At 68.7% G+C, this 25,110-nt stretch carries 22 protein-coding genes; 10 read left to right on the top strand and 12 right to left on the bottom strand.

Annotation, left to right across the window (positions count from 1 at the left end):
- Window positions 1–34: 34 nt before the first annotated feature.
- The gene (locus tag LGN17_RS00485) at window positions 35–1,552 is read left to right on the top strand and encodes a CoA-acylating methylmalonate-semialdehyde dehydrogenase (protein WP_226194701.1); all 1,518 of its coding nucleotides are present in this window, start codon (window positions 35–37) and stop codon (window positions 1,550–1,552) included.
- A 150-nt stretch (window positions 1,553–1,702) separates the two neighbouring features.
- Here LGN17_RS00485 and LGN17_RS00480 read toward each other — a convergent pair whose 3' ends face one another.
- The 5 genes from LGN17_RS00480 to LGN17_RS00460 all read right to left on the bottom strand — a co-directional run bounded on the left by LGN17_RS00480 (window position 1,703) and on the right by LGN17_RS00460 (window position 6,581).
- The gene (locus LGN17_RS00480) at window positions 1,703–2,077 is read right to left on the bottom strand and encodes a hypothetical protein (RefSeq protein ID WP_021159211.1); all 375 of its coding nucleotides are present in this window, start codon (window positions 2,075–2,077) and stop codon (window positions 1,703–1,705) included.
- Between the two features lie 295 nt (window positions 2,078–2,372).
- Entirely contained in the window at window positions 2,373–3,308 is a 936-nt protein-coding gene (locus LGN17_RS00475; protein WP_226194700.1) for a DMT family transporter, read from the bottom strand.
- A gap of 123 nt (window positions 3,309–3,431) precedes the next feature.
- Window positions 3,432–4,364: an AEC family transporter gene (locus tag LGN17_RS00470; RefSeq protein WP_226194699.1), complete on the bottom strand. Its 933-nt coding sequence runs from the start codon at window positions 4,362–4,364 to the stop codon at window positions 3,432–3,434.
- A 182-nt stretch (window positions 4,365–4,546) separates the two neighbouring features.
- Window positions 4,547–5,431 carry a LysR family transcriptional regulator gene (locus LGN17_RS00465; protein WP_226194698.1) on the bottom strand — a complete coding sequence of 295 codons (885 nt, stop codon included), beginning with the start codon at window positions 5,429–5,431 and terminating at the stop codon, window positions 4,547–4,549.
- Window positions 5,432–5,645: 214 nt separating this feature from the next.
- Complete coding sequence (locus tag LGN17_RS00460) at window positions 5,646–6,581, bottom strand: AraC family transcriptional regulator (protein ID WP_226195259.1); 936 nt, start codon at window positions 6,579–6,581, stop codon at window positions 5,646–5,648.
- An 87-nt stretch (window positions 6,582–6,668) separates the two neighbouring features.
- Between LGN17_RS00460 and LGN17_RS00455 the strand changes: the two genes are divergently transcribed.
- The 3 genes from LGN17_RS00455 (at window position 6,669) to LGN17_RS00445 (ending at window position 9,753) form a co-directional block, all read left to right on the top strand.
- Window positions 6,669–8,099, top strand: a complete 1,431-nt coding sequence (locus LGN17_RS00455) for a cytochrome P450 (protein ID WP_226194697.1) — start codon at window positions 6,669–6,671, stop codon at window positions 8,097–8,099.
- A 231-nt stretch (window positions 8,100–8,330) separates the two neighbouring features.
- The gene (locus LGN17_RS00450) at window positions 8,331–8,636 is read left to right on the top strand and encodes a panthothenate synthetase (protein WP_226194696.1); all 306 of its coding nucleotides are present in this window, start codon (window positions 8,331–8,333) and stop codon (window positions 8,634–8,636) included.
- A 265-nt stretch (window positions 8,637–8,901) separates the two neighbouring features.
- Window positions 8,902–9,753 carry a dienelactone hydrolase family protein gene (locus tag LGN17_RS00445; RefSeq protein WP_226194695.1) on the top strand — a complete coding sequence of 284 codons (852 nt, stop codon included), beginning with the start codon at window positions 8,902–8,904 and terminating at the stop codon, window positions 9,751–9,753.
- A 29-nt stretch (window positions 9,754–9,782) separates the two neighbouring features.
- Here LGN17_RS00445 and LGN17_RS00440 read toward each other — a convergent pair whose 3' ends face one another.
- Both LGN17_RS00440 and LGN17_RS00435 read right to left on the bottom strand, forming a co-directional pair.
- Window positions 9,783–10,166 (bottom strand): hypothetical protein, encoded by a 384-nt coding sequence (locus tag LGN17_RS00440; protein WP_226194694.1) that lies wholly within the window; start codon window positions 10,164–10,166, stop codon window positions 9,783–9,785.
- Window positions 10,167–10,312: 146 nt separating this feature from the next.
- Window positions 10,313–11,113, bottom strand: coding sequence for a helix-turn-helix transcriptional regulator (locus LGN17_RS00435; RefSeq protein ID WP_226194693.1), 801 nt, complete (start codon window positions 11,111–11,113; stop codon window positions 10,313–10,315).
- A 132-nt stretch (window positions 11,114–11,245) separates the two neighbouring features.
- Here LGN17_RS00435 and LGN17_RS00430 point away from each other — a divergent pair, with 132 nt between their 5' ends.
- Window positions 11,246–12,652, top strand: a complete 1,407-nt coding sequence (locus tag LGN17_RS00430; protein ID WP_226194692.1) for an APC family permease — start codon at window positions 11,246–11,248, stop codon at window positions 12,650–12,652.
- Between the two features lie 60 nt (window positions 12,653–12,712).
- Window positions 12,713–13,822, top strand: coding sequence for a P1 family peptidase (locus LGN17_RS00425; protein ID WP_226194691.1), 1,110 nt, complete (start codon window positions 12,713–12,715; stop codon window positions 13,820–13,822).
- Window positions 13,823–13,951: 129 nt separating this feature from the next.
- On the opposite strand, the gene LGN17_RS00420 is transcribed toward LGN17_RS00425, so the two are convergent.
- Together LGN17_RS00420 and LGN17_RS00415 are read right to left on the bottom strand one after the other, a co-directional pair.
- Window positions 13,952–14,164 carry a hypothetical protein gene (locus LGN17_RS00420; protein WP_041493313.1) on the bottom strand — a complete coding sequence of 71 codons (213 nt, stop codon included), beginning with the start codon at window positions 14,162–14,164 and terminating at the stop codon, window positions 13,952–13,954.
- 137 nt (window positions 14,165–14,301) lie between these two features.
- Window positions 14,302–16,485 carry an FUSC family protein gene (locus LGN17_RS00415; RefSeq protein ID WP_226194690.1) on the bottom strand — a complete coding sequence of 728 codons (2,184 nt, stop codon included), beginning with the start codon at window positions 16,483–16,485 and terminating at the stop codon, window positions 14,302–14,304.
- Window positions 16,486–16,685: 200 nt separating this feature from the next.
- Here LGN17_RS00415 and LGN17_RS00410 point away from each other — a divergent pair, with 200 nt between their 5' ends.
- Window positions 16,686–17,633, top strand: a complete 948-nt coding sequence (locus tag LGN17_RS00410) for a LysR family transcriptional regulator (protein ID WP_175950322.1) — start codon at window positions 16,686–16,688, stop codon at window positions 17,631–17,633.
- 126 nt (window positions 17,634–17,759) lie between these two features.
- Here LGN17_RS00410 and LGN17_RS00405 read toward each other — a convergent pair whose 3' ends face one another.
- Both LGN17_RS00405 and LGN17_RS00400 read right to left on the bottom strand, forming a co-directional pair.
- Window positions 17,760–18,062 carry a DUF4148 domain-containing protein gene (locus tag LGN17_RS00405; RefSeq protein ID WP_226194689.1) on the bottom strand — a complete coding sequence of 101 codons (303 nt, stop codon included), beginning with the start codon at window positions 18,060–18,062 and terminating at the stop codon, window positions 17,760–17,762.
- Window positions 18,063–18,276: 214 nt separating this feature from the next.
- Complete coding sequence (locus LGN17_RS00400) at window positions 18,277–19,419, bottom strand: porin (RefSeq protein ID WP_226194688.1); 1,143 nt, start codon at window positions 19,417–19,419, stop codon at window positions 18,277–18,279.
- A gap of 421 nt (window positions 19,420–19,840) precedes the next feature.
- On the opposite strand from LGN17_RS00400, the gene codA reads away from it, so the two are divergent.
- The 3 genes from codA (at window position 19,841) to LGN17_RS00385 (ending at window position 23,599) form a co-directional block, all read left to right on the top strand.
- The gene (gene codA, locus LGN17_RS00395; RefSeq protein ID WP_226194687.1) at window positions 19,841–21,082 is read left to right on the top strand and encodes a cytosine deaminase; all 1,242 of its coding nucleotides are present in this window, start codon (window positions 19,841–19,843) and stop codon (window positions 21,080–21,082) included.
- A gap of 164 nt (window positions 21,083–21,246) precedes the next feature.
- A complete protein-coding gene (locus LGN17_RS00390) occupies window positions 21,247–22,581 on the top strand; it encodes a chloride channel protein (protein ID WP_226194686.1) in 1,335 nt (444 codons plus the stop codon).
- A 286-nt stretch (window positions 22,582–22,867) separates the two neighbouring features.
- Window positions 22,868–23,599 carry a class I SAM-dependent methyltransferase gene (locus LGN17_RS00385; protein WP_226194685.1) on the top strand — a complete coding sequence of 244 codons (732 nt, stop codon included), beginning with the start codon at window positions 22,868–22,870 and terminating at the stop codon, window positions 23,597–23,599.
- Between the two features lie 28 nt (window positions 23,600–23,627).
- On the opposite strand, the gene LGN17_RS00380 is transcribed toward LGN17_RS00385, so the two are convergent.
- The gene (locus LGN17_RS00380; protein WP_226194684.1) at window positions 23,628–25,049 is read right to left on the bottom strand and encodes a cytochrome-c peroxidase; all 1,422 of its coding nucleotides are present in this window, start codon (window positions 25,047–25,049) and stop codon (window positions 23,628–23,630) included.
- Window positions 25,050–25,110 lie beyond the last annotated feature (61 nt).

Raw genomic sequence — 25,110 nt, 5'->3', positions numbered from 1 at the left:
AAGCGACAACCGAATTCACGAACGAGCCTGAACGATGAAACACGACAGCAATGTGACCTCCACCGTCGGCCACCTGATCGACGGCAAGCGCGTCGACGGCGGCAGCCGCGTCCAGCCGGTGTTCGACCCGGCCACCGGCGAATCGAAAAAGAGCGTCGCGCTCGCCGACAAGCTGACCGTCGAAGCGGCGATCGCGTCCGCGCAGGCCGCGTTTCCGGCCTGGCGCAACACGCCGCCGCTGAAGCGCGCCCGTGTGATGAGCCGCTTCAAGACGCTGCTCGAGGAGCATGCCGACGAGCTGTGCGCGCTGATCACGGCCGAGCACGGCAAGGTGCTCGCCGATGCGATGGGCGAATTGCAGCGCGGGATCGAGAACGTCGAATACGCAACCTACGTGCCGGAGTTGCTGAAGGGCGAGCACAGCAAGAGCGTCGGCCCCGCGATCGATTCGTGGAGCGAGTTCCAGGCGCTCGGCGTCGCCGCCGGCATCACGCCGTTCAACTTCCCGGTGATGGTGCCGCTTTGGATGTGGCCGATGGCCGTCGCGTGCGGCAACACGTTCGTGCTGAAGCCGTCGGAGCGCACGCCGTCGTCTACGCTGCGGATGGCTGAGCTCGCGCTCGAAGCCGGCCTGCCGCCGGGCGTGCTGAACGTCGTGAACGGCGACAAGGAAGCGGTCGACACGCTGCTGACCGACTCGCGCGTGAAGGCCGTGAGCTTCGTCGGCTCGACGCCGATCGCCGAATACATCTACTCGACCGGCTGCGCGCACGGCAAGCGCGTGCAGGCGCTCGGCGGCGCGAAGAACTTCGCGGTCGTGATGCCGGACGCCGACATCGGCAACGCGGTGAACGCGCTGATGGGCGCCGCGTACGGCTCGTGCGGCGAACGCTGCATGGCGATTCCGCTGGTCGTCGCGATCGGCGACGAGACGGGCGACCAGGTCGTCGCGGGCCTGAAGGCCGAGATCGAAAAGATGAAGGTCGGCCCGGGCAACGGCGCGGGTGTCGATATGGGCCCGCTCGTCACGCAGCAGCATTTCGACAAGGTGACGGGTTTCGTCGAAGCCGGTGTGGCAGCGGGCGCGACGCTCGTCGTCGACGGCCGCGGCGTGAAGGTCGACGGCCACGACGGCGGCTATTACCTCGGCCCGTGCCTGTTCGACAACGTGAAGCCCGGCATGCCGATCTACCAGCACGAGATCTTCGGGCCCGTGCTCGGCGTGATCCGGCTGAAGTCGCTCGACGAGGCGATGGCGCTGATCGACGCGCACGAGTACGGCAACGGCACGTGTCTGTTCACGCGCGACGGCGAGGCCGCGCGCTACTTCAGCGACAACATCCAGATCGGCATGGTCGGCATCAACGTGCCGCTGCCGGTGCCGGTCGCGTACCACTCGTTCGGCGGCTGGAAGCGTTCGCTGTTCGGCGACCTGCACGCGTACGGCCCGGACGCCGTGCGCTTCTATACGAAGCGCAAGACGATCACGCAGCGTTGGCCGTCGGCCGGCGTGCGCGAAGGGACGGTGTTCAGCTTCCCGTCGAACCGCTGACGCGCCACCCGGCCGCATGCGTCGCCCGCCCGCATGACGGCGGACGACGCAGCGCGGCCGGCGCGATCGCGAGAAGGCCCGCCCGGATCGACGATCCGCGCGGGCTTTCTTGCGCAGGCGCAGCGTGCGCGGAAGACGGCGGACGAGCGCTTACGGCGCAACCACGTGCCACATGTCCTTGAAGTTGTCGCCGTTGCGGTCGCCCTGTTTCATGTCCTTCGAGAAGAAGTACAGCGGCTTGCCCTTGTATGCCCATTGCGGGCTGCCGTCGTCGCGCTTGACGATCGTGTAGGGCCCGACCGGAACGTCGGTCGCGCTGGCCTTGTACGGCGGCCAGAAGGATTCGCACTGGCCCGTGCACGCGCTGGTGCCGGCGTTGGCCTTGTCCTTGTCGAACGTATAGACGGTCATTCCGTTCGCTGCGACGAGCGAACCGTTTTCGACCTTGGTGATCGAGCCTTGAGCCGACGCCGAAGCGGATGCAATGGCGAGCAGGGCGGAGCTGACGAGCAGCGCGGCTTTCATGAGGGCCTCCTGTAATCCGGTGGGCGGCCGCGATCGTGCACGGGCGAGCGTGCGCCGGGATCGCGATGAAGGGTGCCGGAACGCGGTGCCGTTGCCGCCGGTGCGAGCGACGCAGGGTCGAATGGCGGCAAACGGGGCGCTCCATTCACGATAGGCGGTTTTTGGCGCGGCTGCGAGAACATTGGGGGCGTATCGGCCGCGCGTCGGCGTTACTCGACGGCATCGCGATCGTTGCCATGCGCCGGCGCCGGTATTTGACATCCGTCCCCGAGTGCGCGCTGCGCCTGCCCGTGCGTCAGCGTCTCGCGCGATTGGTTTGCGCGACACCCGCGATCACGAGCGCACCGCCGGCCAGCATCGACGGCGACAACGGCTCGCCGAGCAGCGCGACCGACAGCAGCACGCCGAATACGGGCACCAGGTTGGTAAACACGGCCGCGCGGGCCGGCCCGAGTGCGCGGATCCCCTGCGAATACCAGACGAACGCGACCACCGTGCCGATTGCACCGAGGTAGAGCATCGACGCGACGGCCTGCCACGTCAGTGGCGCGCCGCTGCTGGCGGGCGAGCCGAACAGGTGCGCGACGATCAGCAGTGCGAGGCCCCACAGCGCCGCATACGTCGTGGCCGCCAGCGGCGACAGCCCGTCGAGCGCGCGCCGGCCGATCACGGTATAGGCGGCCCAGCTCAGCACCGCGCACAGCATCGCGCGTTCGCCGGCGCCGAACGTGTTGCCGAGATCGGTCAGCACCCGCAGCAATTCGCCGCGGCTGATCACGACCAGCGCGCCGGACAGCGCGACGGCGATGCCGGCCCAGCGCGACAGCGACAGGCGTTCCCCGCGCACGACGATCGAGAGCAGCACGGCGGTGGCCACCGGATTCAGCGCGACGAACAGCGCGGTGCGCCCCGCCGGCATCCGCGCGAGCGCCGCGAAAAAGCACACGTTGTACAGGAAGATGCCGGTCGCGCCGAGCCCGAAGGTCGTCACGATCTGGCGGCGGCTCAGCTTCGGCAGCCCGCCTTCGATCTTCCAGGTCAGCACGACCAGCAGCAGCGCGGCGATCGCGAAGCGGCCGGTGGCCGCGGCGGTCGCGGACATCGACGCGGCCAGGATCCGGCCCGCGATGAACGTCCCGCCCCAGAACAGCGCGACGAGCGTGAGCTTCACGTAGATGGCGGCGTGCGGCCGGGCGGCAACGCGGGCGGCGGACGGGGCGGGAGCGTTCATGTGACGGGGTTTCTCGGTGAGCACCTGCGGCAGCGCATGAGCGGCCGCGCGCGGCGGACGACGCCGCATCGCGCAATGGCCGGCGGGCAGGCTGGATTCAGGGGGATGGGGGGCGCTGCGTCGTCAGCGAAACACCGGCGCCGACGCGAGCGCGGTCAGCACGACGGGCATCGCGAGCGCCGCGGCGATCGTCTGGAACGCGGTGATGCCGGCCATCAGCGGCGCGTCGCCACCGAGCTGGCGCGCCATGATGTAGGACGCCGACGACGTCGGCAGCGCCTGGAACAGCAGCGCGACCGTCAGCGCCACGTCGCCGAGCCCGCACAGGCGGCCGGCGGCGAGCGTGATGAGCGGCATCGCCATGAACTTGAATGCCGATGCGACACAGACCGGCTGCAGCCACGCACGCGCCGCATCGAATTTCAGCGCCGCGCCCACGCACAGGAGGCCGAGCGGCATCGACGCGACGCCGAGCGCGCGCATGGCCGGCTCGACGGCCGCCGGGAACGTGAGGCCACCGGCCTGCATCGCGATCCCGAGCGCGCACGCGACGACGAGCGGATTCGACACGATCTGGCGCGCGAGCGCCGCCGCGCCGAGCCGCGTGCCGCCGTAGCGCGCGAACACGAGCACGCACATCAGGTTGACGGTCGGGACGATCGCCGCGACGCACACGGCCGCGAGCGCGATGCCTGTTGCGCCGAACAGGCCGGCAGCGAGTGCGGTGCCGACATAGTTGTTGAAGCGCACGGCCCCCTGGAACACCGACGTGAAGCCGGCGCCGTCGACCCGCACGAACGGGCGGACCAGCAGGAGAAGCGTCGCGGCGAGCGCGGTCGAACCGACCAGCACCGCCGCAAGCGGTAAAACGGGCAGCGCCTGCAGCCGCGCGTTCGCGAGGCCGTCCGCGAACAGCGCGGGCAGCAGCGCGTAGTAGCACAGTCGCTCGGCCTGCGGCCAGAACGTGTCGGCGATGAAGCCCGTGCGCCGCAGGCCGTGGCCGAACGCGACCAGCAGCGCAACAGGCGCCAGCGCGAGCAGGATCGGGCCGATCATCGGCGCGCCCTCACGCGAGCCGTGACGGCGGTGCGGGCCGCCGCGAGCGGCTGGCACGCAAAGCGGCGGAACGAGGCGGGAATCCAATCGGCGGGCAACATGGCGACACGCAATCGAGAGAATGACGATGCCGCCAAGTTAACACGCGCAATCAACAGGAATAATGGTTAATTATCGGGCGTTCAATGAGAAATTCTCATTGACGAGGCGGTGACTTCGGCGGCCAGCGCACGCGCGAAACGTTCGGCCGGACGCGACTGGTGTTCGAGCAGGACGACCGCGCGCCCCATCTGCGGCTGGCCGAACGGCAAGCGCGTGACGGGCGGCAGGCGCGCGAGCGTCGCATCGGGGAGCGCGACGATCGCCGCGCCGAGCCCTCTCGCGACCATGCACGCGATCGTTTCCGCGCTGTCCAGCACCATCTCCTCGCGCACGCGCACGCCGATGCGGCGCAGCTCGGCGGCGATCATGCGGCCGGCCCAGGCCTGCGCATCGAAGCGGATGAACGGCAGCGCGTCGAGCAGCGTGACCGCGTCGCGTTCCGCATGGTCGGGCGGCGCGAGCAGCCAGAAGCGATCCTCGTACAGCGTGGTCCACGTCAGTTCCGCCGGATGCGGGCGCACGGGGCGCGTCGTGATCGCCGCATCGAGTTCGCCGGCCGCGACGCGGTTCGCCAGTTCGGCCGACATCCCGGCCGACACGTGCACGCGCAGCCCCGGGTGCGCCGCGCGCAGCGCGAGCAGCGCGTCCGGCAGCGGGCCGGACAGCGCAGTCTGGATCGCGCCGATCCGCAGGCGGCCGACCAGCTTCTTCTCGTCGCTGAGCGCATCGGGAATCCGGTCGACCATCGCGAGCACCTGCTCGGCCTGCGCCAGCAGGATGTTGCCGGCTTCGGTGAGCACCGGCTGCCGGCGCGAGCGATCGAACAACTGCACGTTGTATTCGCTTTCCAGCGTCTTGATCTGCAGGCTCACCGCCGATTGCGTGAGGCCGATGGCTTCGCCGGCGCGCGCGAACGTCCGGTATCGGGCGATCGCGACCAGCGTTCTGAATGCGCGTAATGACATGGGTGAGATGCGGAGAGAGGAGGGATCGACCGCGGACGGCAGGCATGCGGATGGCCCGCGCTCATCATGCCCGTGCGGGTCGGAACGGGCAATCGGGCGAGTACACGTCACGGCGGGGAATGCTCCGCGAGACGGCAGGCGCTGTGCCGATCCGCGTTCGCTTCGACTATCGATGAAGCTCAGGACGATGTTTCGGAACCCGGCCGCCGCCGTGTCACACCCACAGCCGATACATCCAGAACGATTCGTCCTCGATGAAGCGTTGCTTGAATTCGCTCGGCGAGAAACCGGTGATGCGCTTGACCTCGCGGCTCAGGTGCGCCTGGTCGGCGAACCCTTCGTCGAGCGCCAGCGTGGCCCAGTTGAAAGCGGTGCCGGCTTCGTACCGGTCGCGCGCCGCGAAGAACGTGCTTTCCGTCCTGACGAGCGCCTGCCATTCGCGCAGCGATCGGCCGCTGTAGGTCTTGATGCGCCGTTCGACCTGGCGCGGGCTGTGCGTGCCGCGCCATTCGCGTGCCTGCAGCGCGAGGCGTTCGACCCAGCTGCGCCCCGCGTGGCGGAGCGACGACAGCGGTGTCGCGGGCCGCAGCGCCTGCCAGCGCGGCGCGAGATGACGGTCGATGGCCGCCAGCACATCGGCATCGCGCTCCGCGCCGAGCAGGCCGTCGAGCAGCGGGTGCCAGTCGTGGCCGAGACACGCGTGCGCGTCGAGCACGCGGTCGTGGATGTCCGGCAGCGCGATGCCGAACAGCGCCCGCGCCGCATCGGCGGCGAAGCAGATCAGGCCGATCCTTCCACCCGTCGGCGCCCAGGCCACGGTAGGGGCGGAATGGCTGCCCGACAGCGTCGCCGCCGCGCCGAACGGGCGCCACCGGGGCCCGTCGGCCGCGGGTTCGACGAAGCCGACATCGAGATCCCGATACCACGACACGCATACCAGCGGCGTGGCCGGAAAATGCGAGAGCCGCTGCGCGTCGCTCAACGCGAACCCGCGCGTGTCGTGCAACACGATCGCGACCACCGCGCCCTGCAGGGCCGCCGGCGCGGGGTACAGCCGCCCGTGCGGCGACCGCCCGTCACTCAGCACGCGGGGGGCGCGTGCCAGCGGATCGGGGCATGACGGCGAGATCGATAACGGATCGGAGAACATGACGCCGGAGTATAGGGACAGGCCAGACACGTGTCGATGTCGTTTGCGTTCAAGACCGCCGGCACGCCGATGCGGACAATCCGGCCCATGAATACGCGATCCACTTCCCAATGTCCATTCCATGCGGGCGCCCCGGCTTCGGCGCCCGTGCTTCACCCGCCCGGCGTGTGGCCGCCGGGGCCGCGTGCCGGCCTGACGGGTTGGGGGCTGCTGCGCACGATGTCGCGCGACCTGCTCGGCACGCTGGCCGGCTGGCAGCGCGCATACGGCGATGTCGTGCACTTGCGAATGTGGCCCGAGCATGCGGTGGTCGTGACCGATCCCGCGCTCGTGCGCGAACTTCTGGTCACGCATCACGATGCGCTCGGGCGCTGGGAGCGCGCCGTCCGGGTGTTTGAGGAGGTTCACGGCCATAGCGTGCTGATCGCCGAAGGCGACGCATGGCGCGACAAGCGGCACGCGTTGCAGCCGAATTTCATGCCGAAGCCGGTTCAGGCGTTCGTCCCGTCGATCGCGGCGACGGCCGGGCACGCGCTTGCGCAGTGGCCAGCGCGCGATCCGGACTGGCCGATCGAAAGCGCGCTGACGTCGCTCGCGATGGACGTGATCATGCGCACGATGTTCTCCGATGCGATCGGCGACGATGCGCGTGCGGCCGAGGAAGCCGTGCGCGTGGTGAGCGCGGCGGCCAACGCCGATTTCTACTGGCCGGCAAGCACGCCGGACTGGATGCCGTGGAAGCGTGGCAAGGCGCGGGCGATAGCCGTGCTGAACGGGCTGATCGACCGGCATCTGCAGGTGCGTCTCGACCTGCCGATGCACGCGTGGCCCGACGATCTGCTGTCGCGCCTGTTGCGGCTGCATCGGGACGACGCGCGGCGATGGCCGGCGCGGGCCGTGCGCGACGAATGCATGACGGCGTTTCTCGCGGGCCACGAGACGACGGCCGGGGCGCTGACCTGGTGGGCGTGGTGCATGGCGGCGCATCCGGAGGCGCAGGCCGCCGCACGCGACGAAGTGGCGCGCGTGCTGGGCGGTCGCGCGCCGTCCGCCGAGACGCGATCGTCGCTGCGCTACCTGACGCACACGCTCGAGGAAACGCTGCGCCTGTATCCTTCCGCGCCGATCCTGATCAGCCGCCGGGCGGCCCGGCCGATCGTGCTGGGGCCGTGGCAGTTTCCCGCGCGGACGCTGTTCATGCTGCCGCTGCAGCTCATGCAACGCGATGCGCGATGGTTTGCGGAGCCCGACGCGTTTCGTCCCGAGCGTTTTGCGGACGACGCGCCGGCCGCGCCGCGCGGAAGCTACATGCCGTTCGGCACGGGCCCGCGCGTGTGTCTCGGGCAGCATCTGGCGATGACGGAAATGACGGTTGTCGCCGCGATGATCCTGCAGCGCTACGAATTGTCGGCGCCGCCCGGCATGAAGCCGCCGCGGCCGGTGCTGAACGTGACGCTGCGGCCGGAGCGGCCGCTGCATCTCGCGATCGCGCCCGCCGCGGCCGGCGGTCCCGAGTGATGCGAGCGGCGCGCCCGGGGGAGCCGGGCGCCGATGCGACGGGGGCGTCGAACGCGACGACATGCTCGCCGGGCTCGCGTGTCGTGAACGATTGCCGTTCGCGCAATGCGGCGTCATCGAATCGTCGGAATGTGAATGCATGCCGGCCGCGCCTTTTGGCGCCGCTGGCAAGGCGTCGCGCAGCACCTATGCTTGAAGGGCCCACGCCGGGCGGAGCCCAAGGAGACGGTCATGCGCATGCTTCTCAACATACGAATCCCTCACGAGCCGTTCAATACGCTGGTGCGCGACGGCAGCGTCGGCGACGTGATCTCGCGAATACTCGAAGCGGTCAAGCCGGAAGCCGTGTATTTCACGGAGCAGAACGGCGGGCGCGGGGCGGTCGTGATCGTCGATCTGGATGACCCGTCGCGGATCCCGGCGCTCGCGGAGCCGTGGTTCCTGATGTTGAATGCGGACTGCGAGTTCCGCGTGGTGATGTTGCCGGACGATCTCCGGAATGCCGGGCTCGCGCAGATCGGCGCGAAGTGGAAGTAGCAGGACGCTGCGCGAGGGTCTGAACGTAACGCGGCGGCCGGAGCGGGCGTTGCACCTGGCGATCGCACCGACGGGGCTGACGGGAAGCGGCGGCAGCGGCATCGCGCGAACGCGTCGCGCGCAGCGGCGGCAAACGGGGCGCCGCGCCCCGTGAAGCTGACGTTTGACTGTCGCCGGCAGCGCGCGGAGCGTCGCCCGGCCGAGCATGTCAACCGGCACCTCCCCGATTGCGTTGTCGTGCCATCCGACCAATCGGGAGCGTCCGATGCGCAAGCTGCTGTTGTCCGTGGTGCTGGGTTGTGCGTGCGCGATCGCGAGTGCGCAGACGGTGGTTCACTTTCCGTCGACGGACGGCCCGCCATCGACGATGCTCGACGGCTACCTGTTCCCCGCGCCCGGCGCCGGCCGTCATCCCGCACTTGTGTTCCTGCACGGCTGTTCGGGCATGTTCGCGAAATCCGGCAAGATCTATTCGCGCGAGCGCGACTGGGCGTCCCGCTTCAACGCGGCCGGCATCACGGTGCTCGAAGTCGACAGCTTCAATCCGCGCCATCACGGCGAGATGTGCGCGCCTGCGCATTTCGTCGGTGAGATTTATCGCGCGCGGCCGTTCGACGCGTATGGCGCGCTGAAGTATCTGCAGTCGCTCGATACCGTGCGGCCTGATCGCATCGGCGTCGTCGGGTGGTCGCTGGGCGGCGGGACGGTGTTGAACGCGATCCGTGCGTCGAGCCCGGCGCGGCCTGCCTCGCTGCCGGATGGCGATTTCCGCGCGGCGGTGGCGTTTTATCCGGCAAGCTGCAACGTGAAGGCACAGGGTGCCGTGTGGCAAAGCGCCGTGCCGTTGCTGGTGCTGATCGGCGAAGACGATGTCTGGACGCCGTACGCCCCGTGCAAAACGCTATTCGACTCGGTTGCACCCGGTACGGAAGCAACGTTTCATGCGTATCCGGGCGCGTACCACGACTTCGACTGGCCGGACATGCCCGTGCATGCGATGCCCGCCTTTACGACGAAGGCCGGCGTGGTGCCGATCGAAGGGACGGAGCCGGTGGCGCGGGCGGATGCGCAGCAACGGGTGGTCGAATTCGTCAGCGCGCACCTGAACGCGAACTGAGCGGGGTGGCCGGCGCGCTTGCCCCTCGACTATTGCGCCGGCCGGGACGGCTCGACGTTCACGGGGGGCCTGCTCCTGGGCCGCAGCAACAGCAGCAGCCCGCACAGCGCGGCCGCGCCGACGAAAACGAAGAACGCTCTTTCGTTCCACGCTTTCAACGCGTCGGAAGCGGAGCCGCCGGCACTCCCGGCCGCGGCGCCGGCTTCCAGCAGGAACGTGAAGACCGCCGGCACCGGCGCGGAACCCAGGTAGGCCAGGAACGCGAACTGCAGCCGGCCACGCGTGAGAATCGACCAGACATCCTTCCCCATCAGGTAAGCGACCAGCAGCAGCGGTGGCGCGAGCACGATCGACGCGGCGCTGATGGCACACAGAAGCAACCAGCCAAGTCCGACGAGCGGAATGAGCGACATGAATCGGGATTCCTGTTTCGGGGCAGTCTCGTTGTCGACGGATCGTCCGTATGTGTTTCAACGGACAACCAGGGAAGGCGGCGATTCACGGATATTGCACGATTCCGCGCCCGCTGCCATCCGCCTTGGTCGATGTGTCGGCGTGTTCATCCCGCCGCATCTTCCCCCAACGCCTGGATGAAGCGCGAAAACAGCTCGGGCTGAGACGAGATGCCAAGCTTCGCGTAAAGATGCCGCCGGTGCACCTTCACCGTTTCGGGTGATATCGCCAGCCGCTCGGCGATCGCCTTCGACGAATTGCCGCGCAGCACCATTCGCGCGATCGACATCTCGCGATCGGTCAGCACGCCCGCGCCGAAGCGCGCAAGCGCCTGCTCGACCCGCGCACCGAGATCGGCATCGGGCGTGGCGCGTGCCGCGTCACCCACCAGCCGCCAGTGCTGCCGGATCGCCGCGAGCACCCATGGCATCGCGGCGGTCAGCTTGCCGAGCGGCTCGACGTCGAATCGCTTACCCGCACCGAGCGACAGCGACAGCAGCAGGTCGGCGTTCGGCCGCACGAGGATCTGGATCTCGTCGTCGCCAACCGCATCGCGGAAGTAGCTCAGAAAATATTCACTCTGCCGGAACAGGTCGGGCGCGACTTCCTCGAGCCGGTAGCAGCCGTCGGCGAGCCCGTCGTGAGCGGCCTGCAGGAACGGATCGAGCAGATATAACCCATTCAGGTAAAGCGGCACCGGCGACGCGGCATCGGTGCCGCCCGTGTCGTATTCGTCGAGCACGAGCGGCACGCCGTCGCGGCCGATCGCGGTCGCGAGCGCGTTGTCGAACGGCGCCATTTCATTGAGCAACAGCACCAGAAACCGCCAGAAGCGCGGCTGGCCGAGATGATCGATTGCGCGGCCGAGCGCCTGGTGCATCGCGATTTCGGAAAAGAGACGATCCATACCACCACCGGAAGGGCGTAACACGAAGGGGGAATAGCGGTCCTGAAATTGGCTTCCTAGACTGCCACGCAATCAGTCGGGCCCGAGTATGGGCGTTCAAAAAACGTTGGCAAAGCAGGACAGGAGAACGAAATGGCGATGATGTCGGAATCGACGGGCACGCTGCAAGCGGCGCCTGCAACGGAAGACGCGCCGCGCGCGCTGTCGCAGACGCTCAGCGTGCGCGATGCGGTGATGATCACCGTATCCGGCGTGACGCCCGCGAGCTCGATCTTCGTGATCGCGCCGTTCGCGATCCAGCAGGCCGGCAGCGGCGCGGTGCTGTCGTTCCTGCTCGGCGGTGTGCTCGCGCTGGCGTTCGCGCTCTGTTACGCGGAGCTCAGCGCCGCGCACCGCAGTGCGGGCGGCGAATACGTCATGGCCAAGCGCGTGTTCGGCACGCTGCCCGGCTACCTGACCTTCATCACGGTGCTGTCCGTTAGCGTGTTCATCCCGGCCGTGCTCGCGAGCGGCGCCGCGCCCTACCTGAACAACGCGCTCGGCACGCATTTCGGCAACCAGTCGGTCGCGCTGACGATCGTGCTGCTCAGCTACCTGCTCGGCATGCTGAACATCAAGACGAACGCGTGGATCACGGGCGCGTTCCTGGTCGTCGAGATCGGCGTGCTGATGCTGATCGCGGGCCTCGGCTTCGGTTCGCCTCATCGCGGCGCCGACGCGCTGATCGCGCCGGTCGTCGCGAGCGGCAACGCGCTCGTGCCGGCGACACTGGCCGCGATCGTCCCGGCGATCGGCACGGCGATCTTCTGCTACAACGGCTTCGGCTCGGCCGCCTATCTCGCGGAAGACCTGCGCGGCGGCAACCGCAATGTCGCGAAGGCGGTGATCTACTCGCTGCTCGTGATCCTCGTCGTCGAACTGATTCCGCTCACCGCGATCGTGCTCGGCGCACCGTCGCTGACCGAGCTGACGAAGAGCGCCGACCCGATCGGCTACGTCGTGCGTTCGCTGAGCAACCCGGCCGTGTCGCGCGTGGTCAGCGGCGGGATCTTCCTGTCGGTGTTCAACGCGATCATCGCGATCGTGATCACGATGGGCCGGCTGCTGTACAGCAGCGGCCGGCACGCGCTCTGGTCGCGTACCTGCAACCGTGCGTTCTCGACGATCCATCCGCGCCTCGAATCGCCGTGGCTCGCCACCCTGGCGCTTGCGGTGCCGTCGGCCGGGCTCGTGTTCGTGTCGAGCCTCGACGAACTGACCGCGTTCACGGTCGACCTGTTGTTGCTGATCTATCTGGTCGTCGGGCTGGCCGCACTCGCGAGCCGCTTCGTGCGCCGTGACGTCGAACATCATTACCGGATGCCATTGTGGCCCGTGACGCCGCTCGTCGCGGTAGCCGGCGCGGCCTATACGCTCTACACGACGCTCGCGACGGCCACGAAACCGACCGACCTGATCATCATCGCGGGGCTGCTGATCGCCGCGCTCGTGATGTATGCGGTCTGGGCGCGCCACAGCGAGGCCTTCCGCTCGCTCTGAGCGCTAGCCTTGTCGAAGCACTGAAACACCGAACCATTGAGAGACTGGAGGAACTGCATCATGCGCACGAGGGATCTCGGCATCCGCATCGGACTCGGCACACCGGGCCGCTTCAACGCGATCACGGACGTACCCGGTGTGCGGGTCGGGCATTGCACGCTGAACGTCGAGAACGGCGACGCATCGATCCGCACCGGCGTCACCGTCATCGAGCCGCGCGCGGGCGCCGCGCACGATTCGCCGTGTTTCGCGGGCGTGCACGTGCTGAACGGCAACGGCGACGCGACGGGGCTCGAATGGATTCGCGAGGCCGGCCTGCTGACCACGCCGATCGCCTATACGAACACGCACAGCGTCGGCGCGGTGCGCGATGCACTCGTCGCGAACGAGCGCGAAGCGGCGGCCGGCCGCGTGTACTGGTGCATGCCGGTCGTGATGGAAACCTACGATGGCTTGCTGAACGACATCTGGGGGCAGCACGTGAGCGCCGCGCATGTGCAGCGCGCGCTGGCCGCCGCGCAGCCGGGGCCGGTTGCCGAAGGCGGCGTGGGCGGCGGCACGGGGATGATCTGCCACGAGTTCAAGGGCGGCATCGGCACCGCGTCGCGCGTGGTCGCGGCCGATGCGGGCGGCTGGACCGTCGGCGCGCTCGTGCAGGCGAACTACGGCGTGCGCGAGATGCTGCGCGTGGCCGGCTACCCGGTCGGCGAAGTGCTGCGGCACGTGCCTTCGCCGTTCCGCGCGCCGGACGCGCAAGGCGAGGCCGGGATGGGATCGATCGTCGTGACGATCGCGACCGACGCGCCGTTGCTGCCGCATCAATGCACGCGCCTCGCGCAGCGTGCGAGCGTCGGGCTGGCGCGCGTCGGCGGCGGCACCGAGGATTCGAGCGGCGACATCTTCCTTGCGTTCGCAACGGGCAACGACGGCCTGCCGGCGGCGAACTACGGCAGCAAGGGCGCGCCGACCACCGGCGTGCAGATGGTCAACAACGACCATATTTCCGCGCTGTTCGTCGCCGCGGCGGAAGCGGTGGAGGAAGCGATCGTGAACGCGCTCGTCGCGGGCGGCGACGTCGAGTCGCGCGGTGCGCGGGTCGAAGGGCTGGGGCAGGCGCGCTTGCTGGATGCGTTGCGCGAGGTGGGCTGGCGGCCTGGGCGCGGCGCCTGAAACGACATGCGCCGCTTCAATCGACGCGGCGCGGGGGAGAGCGGTGATGCGGCGAGCGGCCGGGCCGCCGCTCGCCCGCGCATGCAAGGCGGGCGGGACGGGCGTGGCCGTGACGACGCGGCGTCATGCTCAGCTGCCGAAGTAGATGTTGCAGAAGCTGACGGGGCCGACACAGGCGTTCGGGTCTTCCTGCTTCGATTGCGAACGATCGACGCGGCCTGCGGTTGCGACGGCTTCGGCGCGGTTCGCCTGCTGCTGTGCGACGTCTGCCGGAGCCGGCTGTGCGTGAGCAACGGCAGCGGTGAGCGACAGGGCAACGAGGGCGAGGTGCAGCGGCTTCATGTTGGTTTCTCCTGGATGAGTGCCAGTCTCGCTGGCAGTGAGGAAACTATAGGCTCGCACTGCTTAAAGATTAATCACCGCGGCTGTAGAGCTTATTTCCATCCGGAACAAGGATCCGGTTGCGCGCGCACCGATCCTCAATGGCGGAGCCGGTTGAACGGCGCGTCCTTGTCCAGCAGCGCGCTGCGCATGAAGTGCAGGCAGCCGACGATCCGCTGCATGCGGTGCCGCTCGTCGGGCACGGCGTACCACGCCTGCAGCGTGTGCTGCGCCGCGCGGATCGCGAGATTCACCGATTTCAGCGTGCGCGCGTGATGGCCGGGTGTTGGGTCGTCGAAGAAGCGCGGCAGCTCGCGCAGCACCGCGTCGATCGAACCGGTCCAGCGCAGCATTTGCGGCGGCTTCGATGCGCGGAACGTGTTCAACTCGTCGCGCAGGTCGATCACCGCGTGACCGACCTCGAGCGTCGACAGCATCCAGCGCAGCGCGTCGCGATGCTGCCGCGTGCGCCGCACGAGCAGCGTGCGCAGCTGCGCCATCAGGTCGTGCGTACTCGACTGGAAGCGCTGGGCGAGGCCATCCGGCGCGCCTTCGCACGCCAGCGTGACCTGGCGGCGCAGGTCGTGCGCGATGCGGCCCGTGAGCCACGGCATGTGAGTCGGGAACACGACGGCGAACACGAGCGCGCACGCGAGCATCGCGACGACGATCGCCAGGCCGTTGTTGATCAGCACCTCGGGGGTATACGCGATCGCGTTGTCGGGCCCCGCGAGCAGGCAGAAAAATACCGCGAAGCCGATCCCGTAGCCGGACAATCCCGGCCGCATCGCGAGAAACGCGCCGAGGCCGAGCACCGGCGCGAGCGCGGCGCACAGCAGCGGGAAGCCGTCGATGTTCGGATACACGTAGCACAGGAACAGGTAGCCGACGACGGTCGCGAACGCCGCGCCGACGCTCATCTGCGCAACGAACTTCGGCGCGCGCGGCGACGTCGAGCTGAGCGCGCACGCGATCGCGGTGGCGATCACGGCGAGCGGGCCGCTCGGCCATTCGGAGGCAAGCCAGAATGCACTCATTGCACCGACGGCGACGATCGTGCGCAGGAACGCGAACCCGACGAAGAACGCGTTGGTCTTCACCGCGTAATGCGTGACCGAGCGCTCGAATGCGTGATCGTCCTGGTCGAGCGACGCATAGGTGTCGGCGTAGCCGAGATATTCGCCGATGAAGCGGTACAGCAGCTCGATCGCGGTATCGAAGTCGAGCAGGCCGCCGGCCGCATGATCCTCGATGTTTCGCCGCGACGCGCGCGCGGCTTTCGGCAGCGCGCTGTGGAAGCGGCGCAGTTCGAGCAGCGCGCCGGTGGCGGGCGAGACGCCGCGCGGCCGCTCGTCGCGCAGCGCGGCGAAGCGCTGCGCGAGCGCGTCGACGTGCGGCGCCAGCGCGTCGAGCACCGCGTCCGCGCCATTCGCGCGCAGCCGCTTGACGAGCTGGTGCAGCGCATGCAGTCGCGTGCACGCGTTCATGAATTCGCTGTTCAGCCGCGCGAGGCGGCGGCTGCGCGCGCGAATGTGCGGATCCTCGAACGACGCGAAGGCGCGATTGGCCTCGAAGCCGACGATGTCGTCGACGAAATCGGCGAAGCGCCGCTCGAAATCGCCGCGCGCGACGTCGCCCGCGAGCGCGCCGGCCGTGAACGCCGCGAACGTCGCATGGCGCGTGCCCAGCGAGCGCATCAGCGCCTTCGCGGAGCTGAGCGGCAGGATCAGCGCGCTGACCGCACCGGAGCACGCGATGCCGAGCGCGACTTCCGCGGCGCGCGTGAGTGCGGACTGGAACAGTGTCTGCGGGGTCGTCACGGCCGGCAGGCCGATCAGCGCGGCCGTGTAGCCGGCGAGCACGAAGCCGTACCAGCGGAAGTGGCGGTTGCGCACCGCGAGCGCGATGCAGGTGCCGATCCACAGCGTGATGCCGGCCATGTACAGCTCGGGCTGCTGCGCGAACAGCCCGCCGAGCGCGAGTGCGGCGACGAGGCCGGCCGCCGTGCCGAGCACGCGGTAGAAGCTCTTCGCGAATACCATCCCCGACAGCGGCTGCATCAGCACGAACACGGTCGTCATCGCCGTGCGCGGCTGCGACATCTCCAGGCGCATCGCGATGCCCATCGCAAGGAGCGCCGCGAACACCGTTTTCGCGAGGTGCAGCCAGATCAGCCCGTCGCTCGCGGCCCAGTCGCGTGCCGCGTCGCCGAGTGGATCGAGCCATGTGCTCCATCGTGCCGGTTCGATGGAAGGTCGCTCGATCGCAGGTTGTGGCTTCATGAAAAGAGGGGGCCGGCACGGGGCCGGGCGAGATGCGCGGCGCGTCCGAACGGGTCCGTTCGACTGTTGAGGCGCCGATTGTAGGAGTGCGGCGCCCGCGCATTAACGCAGTTGCGGGGAAACGATAGTTGCAGCCGGAGTAACAATCTGTCGCATCGCGTGGAGGAAAATGGCGGCTCCGCTACAGGTTGCTCACAGGAATGGATACCCTACAAAACATGCGGGTGTTTTCGCGCGTCGTCGAGACGGGCAGTTTCACCGCCGCCGCGCAATCGCTGAATTCGACGACGGGCGCGATGTCGCGCGCGGTGTCGGAGCTCGAGGCGCGCCTGCGCACCCGTCTGATGAATCGTTCGACGCGCCGTCTCGCGCTCACGTCGGCCGGCGAAAACTATCTGCGGCGTTGCCGCCAGATCCTCGCCGACGTCGACCGCGCGGAAGAAGAGGCGAGCTGCGCGCACGAACGGCCGGCCGGCGTGCTGCGCATGCACAGCTTCGCGAGCGTCGGTCATCACTATGTATTGCCCGCGCTGACGCGCTATCACGCGCAGTTCCCCGACGTATCGATCGAGCTGTCGCTGTCGCAGCGCATGCCCGACCTGTTCGACGGCACGAGCGACATGGCCGTCGTGACCGCGTCGTCGCTGCCCGATTCGGAACTCGTGTCGCACCTGCTCGGCTCGACCTTCAGCATCCTGTGCGCGTCGCCCGACTATGTGAAACGGCACGGCGCGCCGGCGCGCCCGCAGGATCTCTCTGCGCACGCGTGCCTGACGCTGTGCACGCCGGCGTTCCCGACACACGAATGGGTGCTCGAAGGGCCCGAAGGCGTCGAACAGATCCACGTCACCGGGCCGGTGCAGACCAATACGGCCGAATCGCTCGCCCTCGCGATCCGCGACGGCATCGGGATCGGCATGCTGCCGTTGTACTCGGCGATCGACGCACTGCGCGACGGCACGCTCGTCCGCGTGCTGCCCGCGCATATCCTGCAGAAGATGAACGTCTACGCGCTATATCCGTCGCGCCGCTTCATCGATGCGAAGGTGCGGACCTGGGTCGAGATGCTGCGTGCCCAGGTGCCGGGAATGATCGCGCGCGACGTCGAGATGCTGAGCGCGATCGATCGCGAACCGCAGGCCGCCTGAGCGGCGCACGCGCGTCGGCGCATTGCCCGCACGGCCGGCGTTTTCTCGTCAAGCCAACCAGGCGAACGCGAATCGCGCCATGCCCGCGGTACGTGGTTCACGCGGGCGGGGCGCTTCGTCGTGCCGTTACCGCGCGGGCCTGGCGGCCGCACCCGATTCCGTTGCCGGTTCGCCGGCCGGGCCGTATGAGGCGTGTGCCGCCTTCTGTTCCGCGAGACGCTTTTCGTGGAGTCGTTCCTGCGCCGCCATGATGTCGTCCGGATAGTTGTTGACTTCGCCGCGCGCCGGGTTGTAGCCGACCGACTCGAGATCGACCAGCTCCTGCAGCACTTGCGCGCGCGTGACGGGCGATGGGGCCGACTGGGCGAAAGACAGGGCCGGTGCAGCAAGCAGGACGGTAGCGGCGGCGGCAGCGACGAGCGATTTCACGAGGTTCTCCTGGGTACGGGGTGGGCGGCCGGATCGACGCGATGCGTGACCCTGACCTTTGCTGGCAGTCTACGCAGCACCCTCGCGCGTAAAAACCCTGATTCCAGGCAGGCTGCCTTCCAGATGGAACAACATTGGCGCAAGCCGCCCGCGGGCCGCGAACCCGTGTGCGAACGCAGGTTCGCGGCCGTCGGGCGGCGATGCATCGCGCCGGTCAGAAGCGCGTGCGCATGCCGATCGTGCCGACGATCTGGTTCGCCGTGCTCGATGCGCCGCCCGAGCCGTCGATGAACGCCTGGTAGCCGCGGCCCGCTGCGTGCTGATACATCGCTTCCGCATAGACGTCCGTGCGGCGCGACAGCTTGTAGACGGCCTGCAGGTCGACCTGATGCCACTTCGGATCGGTGCCGTGCCTGCTGTCGGGGTTCGACACGCTGGCGTCCGTATACACGTAGGCCGCGCCGAGGCTGACGGCCGGCGTCACCGCATAGTGCACGTTCACGTCGTAGTTGTTGAACGCGACCTGGCCGGTCGAGCCGAACGAGCCCGTGTTGTCGTACTGCGAGCGCGTATAGACGAAGCCGACGGTGGCCGGGCCGAATCCGTAGCTGATGCCGCCGCCGTAAGAACGCATGCGGTCCGAGCCGATCGACCAGCCGCCCTGGTTCAGGCTCTTCGCTTCGGCCGCATCGGTCGCGCCCGGGCTCGCGCTCGTCGAGCCCTTCGTGCCGTTCATCTGCAGGTACGCGCCGGCCAGCTTCAGCGGGCCGTTCGTGTAGCTTGCCGCGACGCTGTACGCGCGGTTCGCGCCGAAGCTGGTCGCGTTCGAGAACGCATACATCGCGCCGACCTTGAAGCCCGCATGGGTCTCGCTCGTGTACTTGACCGCGTTGTTGATGCGCAGCGAGTGGTTCAGGTTGTCGTTGTCGAACGGATGCGCGAAGCTCGTGTCACCGAAGTCGCCGGCGGTGGCCGACAGCGGCGCGACGAAGTCGACCATCGTGTCGTATTGGCGGCCGAGCGTCAGCGTGCCATAGCCGTTCTGGCTCAGGCCGGCGTACGCATGGCGGCCGAACAGCTTGCCGTCCTGCCCGAGCCCGCCGTTGTTCACGTTGAAGCCGTTCTCGAGCACGAACAGCGCCTTCAGGCCGCCGCCGAGATCCTCGGTGCCGCGAAACCCGACGCGGCTGCCGTTGACGGTGCCGCTGTTCAGGCGCCACAGCGACGCACCGTTGGCGTTGTTGGTGTAGACGATGCCGGCGTCGATCAGGCCATACAGCGTGACCGAGCTCTGTGCGTGAGCGAGCGGGGCGAACAGCGCGGCGGTGCATGCGCCGGCGACGAGGGTTTTTTTCATATCAAGGCTCCTGCGTGTGGGACTGGCAACGAAAGTTCGGCGCAAGTATAGGAACGCATCCCACGTGCAAGGCCGCCGGGGGCCGCGAGCGCACCTTTCCGGATCCGGCAAGAGTCCTTCACAAAACCGACATGACGTGCCGCGTGCGCCTGACGCGGGCGGCTTTTGCGCGATCGCGTGCGCGTGGCATCCGCGCCTCGGTGGCCGGCTGTCGCATCGTTGCAACATGCGCGGCGCGCGGCACGGCGGTTGATCGTCGTGACCGGTGCGCGGAGAATGGGGCGTTCGCGCCGACGCCGGGCGTTACACGCGTGCGAAGACGCGCGCGCATCGGTACGTTTCATCGATACGCGTCAACTGGATCGCACGGCCGCCCGCGCCACGCGCGGCCGTTTTCATGGATGCCACGGGGAGACTTCACATGAATCTGTTCAACGTACGCCTGCGGGGCCGCGACGGCCTGTTCACGATCGGCATCGACGGCGGCAGGATCGCGCGGGTCGACGCACAGTCGGCGCCGGTCGCACCCACGGGCGCAGCGGATGTCGACGCGGGCGGCCGCCTTGCGATTCCGCCGCTCGTCGAGCCGCATATTCACCTCGACGCGGTGCTGACGGCCGGCGAGCCCGCGTGGAACATGAGCGGCACGCTGTTCGAGGGCATCGAGCGCTGGGCCGAACGCAAGGCGACGATCACGCACGAGGACACGAAGACGCGCGCGCATGCGGCGATCGGCATGCTGCGCGATCACGGGATTCAGCACGTGCGCACGCACGTCGACGTCACCGATCCGACGCTTGCCGCGCTGAAGGCGATGCTGGAAGTGAAGGACGAAGCACGCGGGCTGATCGACCTGCAGATCGTCGCGTTTCCGCAGGAAGGCATCGAGTCGTTCGACGGCGGCCGCGCACTGATGGAGCAGGCGATCGAACTCGGCGCGGACGTCGTCGGCGGGATTCCGCATTTCGAGAACACGCGCGAGCAGGGCGTCAGCTCGATCCGCTTCCTGATGGATCTCGCGGAGCGCACCGGCTGCCTCGTCGACGTGCATTGCGACGAGACCGACGATCCGCATTCGCGTTTTCTCGAAGTGCTCGCGGAAGAAGCGCGCGTGCGCGGGATGGGGGCGCGCGTGACGGCGAGCCACACGACCGCGATGGGCTCGTACGACAACGCGTACTGCTCGAAGCTGTTCCGCTTGCTGAAGCGCGCGGGCCTGAACTTCATCTCGTGCCCGACCGAGAGCATCCACCTGCAAGGGCGTTTCGACACGTTTCCGAAGCGGCGCGGCGTCACGCGTGTCGCGGAACTCGATCGCGCGGGCATCAACGTGTGCTTCGGTCAGGATTCGATCAAGGACCCGTGGTACCCGCTCGGCAACGGCAACATCCTGCGCGTGCTCGATGCGGGCCTCCACATCTGCCACATGATGGGCTACCAGGACTTGCAGCGCTGCCTCGACTTCGTGACCGACCACAGCGCGACGACGATGCATCTCGGCGACCGCTACGGCATCGCGGTCGGGCGTCCGGCGAATCTCGTCGTGCTCGACGCGGACAGCGATTACGAAGCCGTGCGCCGGCAGGCCAAGGCCACGCTGTCGATCCGCCACGGGAAGATCATCATGCGGCGCGAACCGGAGCGCGTCACGTATCCGGATTGACGTGCACGGCGGGCGGTCAAGGCCCGCCAGGCTTCATGTATTCATCAAATGCATGAGTCAATTCGAAAAATACGTTTGTCTCATGATTGGCGCGGGCCTACGATGCGGTCCTGACAACGGCGTGCGGGTTGCACGCCGTCTTTTCGATCCCATTCGCCGACCCCATGCGCCTCGATCTCCCGTCCGCTCCCGCATCCTCCTCGCCGGCCGCCAGCCCGTTCGCGCGCGTGGCGGTCGTCACGATCCTGACCGGCGTCGGCGCGGGCCTCGGCGGCATGCTGCTCGCGCTGCTGCTGCATGCGATCCAGCACGTCGCGTACGGCTACGGCATCGCGCACGTGATCGGCACCGAGAGCTTCCTCACCGGCGTGACCGGCGCCGATCCGCTGCGCCGGCTCGCGGTGCTGATCGTCTGCGGGATCGTCGCCGGCGGCGGCTGGTGGGCGCTGTACCGGTATGGCCGGCCGCTCGTCAGCATCCGCCGCGCGGTGCGTGCGGCCGATCCGCGGATGCCGGTCGTCAGCACGACCGTTCACGCGCTGCTGCAGATCGTCACCGTCGCGCTCGGCTCGCCGCTCGGTCGCGAAGTCGCCCCGCGCGAGATCGGCTCGCTGCTTGCCGGGCGGCTTGCGCATGCGGCGGGGCTCACGCCCGACGATTGCCGGCTGATGGTCGCGTGCGGCGCGGGCGCGGGCCTGGCGGCCGTCTATAACGTGCCGCTCGGCGGGGCGATCTTCGTGCTCGAAGTGCTGCTCGGCACGTTCGCGCTGCGGGCGCTGGTCGTGGCGGTCGCGACATCGGCGATCGCCGCGGCCGTTGCGTGGATCGGCCTCGGCAACGAACACCAGTACACGGTGCCGCCGTTCGTGCTGAGCACGCCGCTGGTGGTGTGGTCGATCGTCTGCGGGCCGCTGTTCGGCTTTGCCGCGTACGGCTTCGTGCGGCTCACGACGCGTGCGCGGGCAGACGCGCCCAAAGATGGGCGGTTGCCCGTGCTCGCGTTGCTCAACTTCGCGGTGATCGGCGTACTCGCGATGCGGTTCCCGCAACTGCTCGGCAACGGCAAGGGCCCGGCGTCGCTGGGTTTCGACGGCACGCTGACGATCGGCCTCGCCGCAACGCTGCTCGTGCTGAAGGTGCTGATCGAGGCCGGCAGCCTGCGCGTCGGCGCGGAAGGCGGCCTGCTGACACCGGGCCTCGCGAACGGCGCGCTGCTCGGTGTCGTGCTCGGCGGGCTGTGGAGCCTCGTGTGGCCGGGCGCGTCGATCGGCGGGTGTGCGCTCATCGGCGCGACCGCGTTTCTCGCCGCGTCGATGCAGATGCCGATCACGGCGGTCGTGCTGCTGCTCGAGTTCACGCGCGCGGATCACGACAGCCTCGTGCCGATGCTGCTTGCCGTGGCCGGCTCGCTGGTCGCGTATCGGTTCGCGCAGCGGCTGGCCGAGCAGCGGTTGAATCCGGTTGCAACCGTGAGCGCACCTGCGACCGCCGGCCGATAACGCACCCGCATCCGACCTTTTCACCGGCGGCGCCGATCGCACCGCCAGTGGCCGTTTTCCTCCCCGTTTCCACGATCGCGATTGCCGGGCCCGGCGTGCGCGACATCATGGGATAGTGCATGACGACGCTGCTGTTCCCGTGCGTCGTGTTCGTTCGCGGGGATGTATCTGTTCCGACGCGACTGGGCGCGAGGCGGGCGGCACGGCCTGATATCGGCGGCCCGGGCGCAGATCGCCATCCGCCGGTGGATAATCGGCCCACCCCGTTTCCGCCGAGGGAGGCTGCATGACCGATCCGAACGAACCGCCCGGCCGCCGGGCGTACGCGAGCTTCGCGCAACGTTATGCCGACATCGCGCCGACGAAGGCGCACAACGCGCTGTACGAACGTCCGGCAACGATGGCGCTGCTGGGCGACGTCGACGGCCTGACGGTGCTCGACGCCGCCTGCGGGCCCGGTATCTGCAGCGCGCACCTGGCACGCCACGGCGCGACGGTGCATGCGTTCGACGTCACGCCGGAGATGGTCGCGCTGGCGAGAGCGCGTTGCGCGGGCCTCCCGGTCGACATCGTGGAGGGCGATCTGGAGGGGCCGCTCGCCTGGTTGCCCGACGATGCGTTCGACAAGATCGTCTGTTCGCTCGCGTTCGACTACGTGCGCGATCTTGCGCCGACGCTGCGCGAATTCCGGCGCGTCGCGCGGCCGGGCGCCACGCTCGTGTTTTCGATGGCGCATCCGATGCGGGACTGGATGGACGAACGCACGCGCGGCGAGGGCACCTATTTCGATACGTCCCGCTTCGGCTTTCACTGGTCGGGTTTCGGCGAACCGAAACCCTACGTCGAAGCGTGGCGGCGGCCGCTCGCCGACATCCTGAACGCAGTGGCCGACGGCGGCTGGCGGCTCGACCGGTTCGTCGAGCCGAAGCCGCTGCCCGAGATGAGGGCCGCGTCGGAGCGGCTCCATGCGGAGCTGTCGCTGGCCCCGGCCTTCCTTTGCATCCGCGCGCGCTGCTGACACGCCGCGGCGCGGCGGTCGTCCTGACTCAGTGCTGCGCCGGCTCGTCGTTCAGCGTGCCCAGGAACGCTTCGATATCCTTGATGTCCTGCGCCGTCATCGCGGGCTTGTCGCCCGGCTTGCGATCGAACGGCGCATCGGTCACGTCGACGTTCGCGCGATATTTCGGCGGGATGTCGTCGTACTCGTCGACCTTGCCGTCCGCGCCGCGCGAATAGAACTTCTGCGGCGAGATGCTGCGCTCGTTGTAGAACGCCATCACCTGGTCGAGCGTGTGGAACACGCCGTTGTGGAAGAACACGCGGCGCGTCGCCGAGTTGCGCAGCGTCGGCGTCAGGAACATTCCGCAATACTGCGTCTGGTCCTTCAGGTCTTCGCGGAACGGCCCGCACACGCCGAGATCGTAGAACGCCGGGTTGCGGTTCTGCGCCAGCTCCTTGTTGCGCGGCGCGCCGAGCGCCTCGTACTGGTAGTCGGTAAACATCGGCGGCAGCCCGTCCTTGCCGGGCTTCGACAGGTGGCAGCCCGCGCAATTCGCCTTGTCCGGATCGTTGAACAGGCGCAGCCCGCGCAGTTCGGCCTGCGTGAGCCGTGCACGGCCTTCGAGCCAGCGGTCGTACTTGCTGCTGTAGGGGTGGAACGACGGATCCTCCACCTGGTAGCGCGCGATCGCGAACATTGCCTCCGACACCACGAGCTGCGGGCTGTCGAACACGCGTGCGCCGAACAATTGCTCGAGTTGCGCGCGGTGCGACGACTGCGCGAGCTTGCGCGCGACGTCGTCGATGCTCGCGTTCGCCATCTCGACCGGATTCAGCAGCGGGCCGAACGCCTGCTGCTGCAGCGTATCGGCGCGGCCATCCCAGAACATCCCGCCCTGCGGCACCAGTTGCGGCGCGGCCGACGTGCCGGCCACCTTCTGTGCCTTGACGACGCCGGCCGCCGACGCGGCCTGCTGCGCGACGGTCGGCGCGGCGTCGTTTTCACCGGCATCGGGGCCGATGCTGAAGTTCGGCTGGCGATACAGGTACATCAGCGACGGCGGCGGGCGATAGCCGTGCTGCGTCATTGCGAGGCCGCCCGGCTGCACGTCGAGCGCGTTCGCCGGGCCGTACGCATGATCGGGGCTGTGGCACGACGCGCACGACTGCTTGCCCGACGCGGACAGCGACGGATCGGCGAACAGCGCGCGGCCGAGTTGCGCGACCGCCGACAGCGGCTGCGCGGCGGGCCGCTGCAGCACGACCGGATGCGGGTTCGCACCCGTCCAGTCGGCGACGACGGTGCCGATCGCCGCGGGCACCTGCGACGGAAATGCGATCGCGAACGCGCCGTAGCCGAGCGCGGCGGCGCCGATCACGCATGCCGCGCGGCGCAGGAGGCGGGACGGCGTGCGCGGTGCGCGGGTGCCGGTGGTGTCGGGAGACGGGAACGCAGGGCGAGCTGTCATGCTGTCGGTCGGAAATCGGGCGCCGCACGAAGCGGCGCGTTAAACGGAAACGGCCGGCGCA

It is taken from the genome of Burkholderia sp. AU30280 (genome assembly GCF_020420125.1).
GTDB lineage: Bacteria > Pseudomonadota > Gammaproteobacteria > Burkholderiales > Burkholderiaceae > Burkholderia.
The sequence above is the reverse complement of the archived record's forward strand: the minus strand, read 5'-3'. Positions and strand labels throughout refer to the sequence as shown.

What these genes read in the sequence shown, in the direction of transcription:
- LGN17_RS00485 (WP_226194701.1), top strand. Translation starts at nt 35, where the DNA reads ATGAAACACGACAGCAATGTGACCTCCACCGTCGGCCACCTGATCGAC.
- LGN17_RS00480 (WP_021159211.1), bottom strand. Translation starts at nt 2,077, where the DNA reads ATGAAAGCCGCGCTGCTCGTCAGCTCCGCCCTGCTCGCCATTGCATCC.
- LGN17_RS00475 (WP_226194700.1), bottom strand. Translation starts at nt 3,308, where the DNA reads ATGAACGCTCCCGCCCCGTCCGCCGCCCGCGTTGCCGCCCGGCCGCAC.
- LGN17_RS00470 (WP_226194699.1), bottom strand. Translation starts at nt 4,364, where the DNA reads ATGATCGGCCCGATCCTGCTCGCGCTGGCGCCTGTTGCGCTGCTGGTC.
- LGN17_RS00465 (WP_226194698.1), bottom strand. Translation starts at nt 5,431, where the DNA reads ATGTCATTACGCGCATTCAGAACGCTGGTCGCGATCGCCCGATACCGG.
- LGN17_RS00460 (WP_226195259.1), bottom strand. Translation starts at nt 6,581, where the DNA reads ATGTTCTCCGATCCGTTATCGATCTCGCCGTCATGCCCCGATCCGCTG.
- LGN17_RS00455 (WP_226194697.1), top strand. Translation starts at nt 6,669, where the DNA reads ATGAATACGCGATCCACTTCCCAATGTCCATTCCATGCGGGCGCCCCG.
- LGN17_RS00450 (WP_226194696.1), top strand. Translation starts at nt 8,331, where the DNA reads ATGCGCATGCTTCTCAACATACGAATCCCTCACGAGCCGTTCAATACG.
- LGN17_RS00445 (WP_226194695.1), top strand. Translation starts at nt 8,902, where the DNA reads ATGCGCAAGCTGCTGTTGTCCGTGGTGCTGGGTTGTGCGTGCGCGATC.
- LGN17_RS00440 (WP_226194694.1), bottom strand. Translation starts at nt 10,166, where the DNA reads ATGTCGCTCATTCCGCTCGTCGGACTTGGCTGGTTGCTTCTGTGTGCC.
- LGN17_RS00435 (WP_226194693.1), bottom strand. Translation starts at nt 11,113, where the DNA reads ATGGATCGTCTCTTTTCCGAAATCGCGATGCACCAGGCGCTCGGCCGC.
- LGN17_RS00430 (WP_226194692.1), top strand. Translation starts at nt 11,246, where the DNA reads ATGGCGATGATGTCGGAATCGACGGGCACGCTGCAAGCGGCGCCTGCA.
- LGN17_RS00425 (WP_226194691.1), top strand. Translation starts at nt 12,713, where the DNA reads ATGCGCACGAGGGATCTCGGCATCCGCATCGGACTCGGCACACCGGGC.
- LGN17_RS00420 (WP_041493313.1), bottom strand. Translation starts at nt 14,164, where the DNA reads ATGAAGCCGCTGCACCTCGCCCTCGTTGCCCTGTCGCTCACCGCTGCC.
- LGN17_RS00415 (WP_226194690.1), bottom strand. Translation starts at nt 16,485, where the DNA reads ATGAAGCCACAACCTGCGATCGAGCGACCTTCCATCGAACCGGCACGA.
- LGN17_RS00410 (WP_175950322.1), top strand. Translation starts at nt 16,686, where the DNA reads ATGGATACCCTACAAAACATGCGGGTGTTTTCGCGCGTCGTCGAGACG.
- LGN17_RS00400 (WP_226194688.1), bottom strand. Translation starts at nt 19,419, where the DNA reads ATGAAAAAAACCCTCGTCGCCGGCGCATGCACCGCCGCGCTGTTCGCC.
- codA (WP_226194687.1), top strand. Translation starts at nt 19,841, where the DNA reads ATGAATCTGTTCAACGTACGCCTGCGGGGCCGCGACGGCCTGTTCACG.
- LGN17_RS00390 (WP_226194686.1), top strand. Translation starts at nt 21,247, where the DNA reads ATGCGCCTCGATCTCCCGTCCGCTCCCGCATCCTCCTCGCCGGCCGCC.
- LGN17_RS00385 (WP_226194685.1), top strand. Translation starts at nt 22,868, where the DNA reads ATGACCGATCCGAACGAACCGCCCGGCCGCCGGGCGTACGCGAGCTTC.
- LGN17_RS00380 (WP_226194684.1), bottom strand. Translation starts at nt 25,049, where the DNA reads ATGACAGCTCGCCCTGCGTTCCCGTCTCCCGACACCACCGGCACCCGC.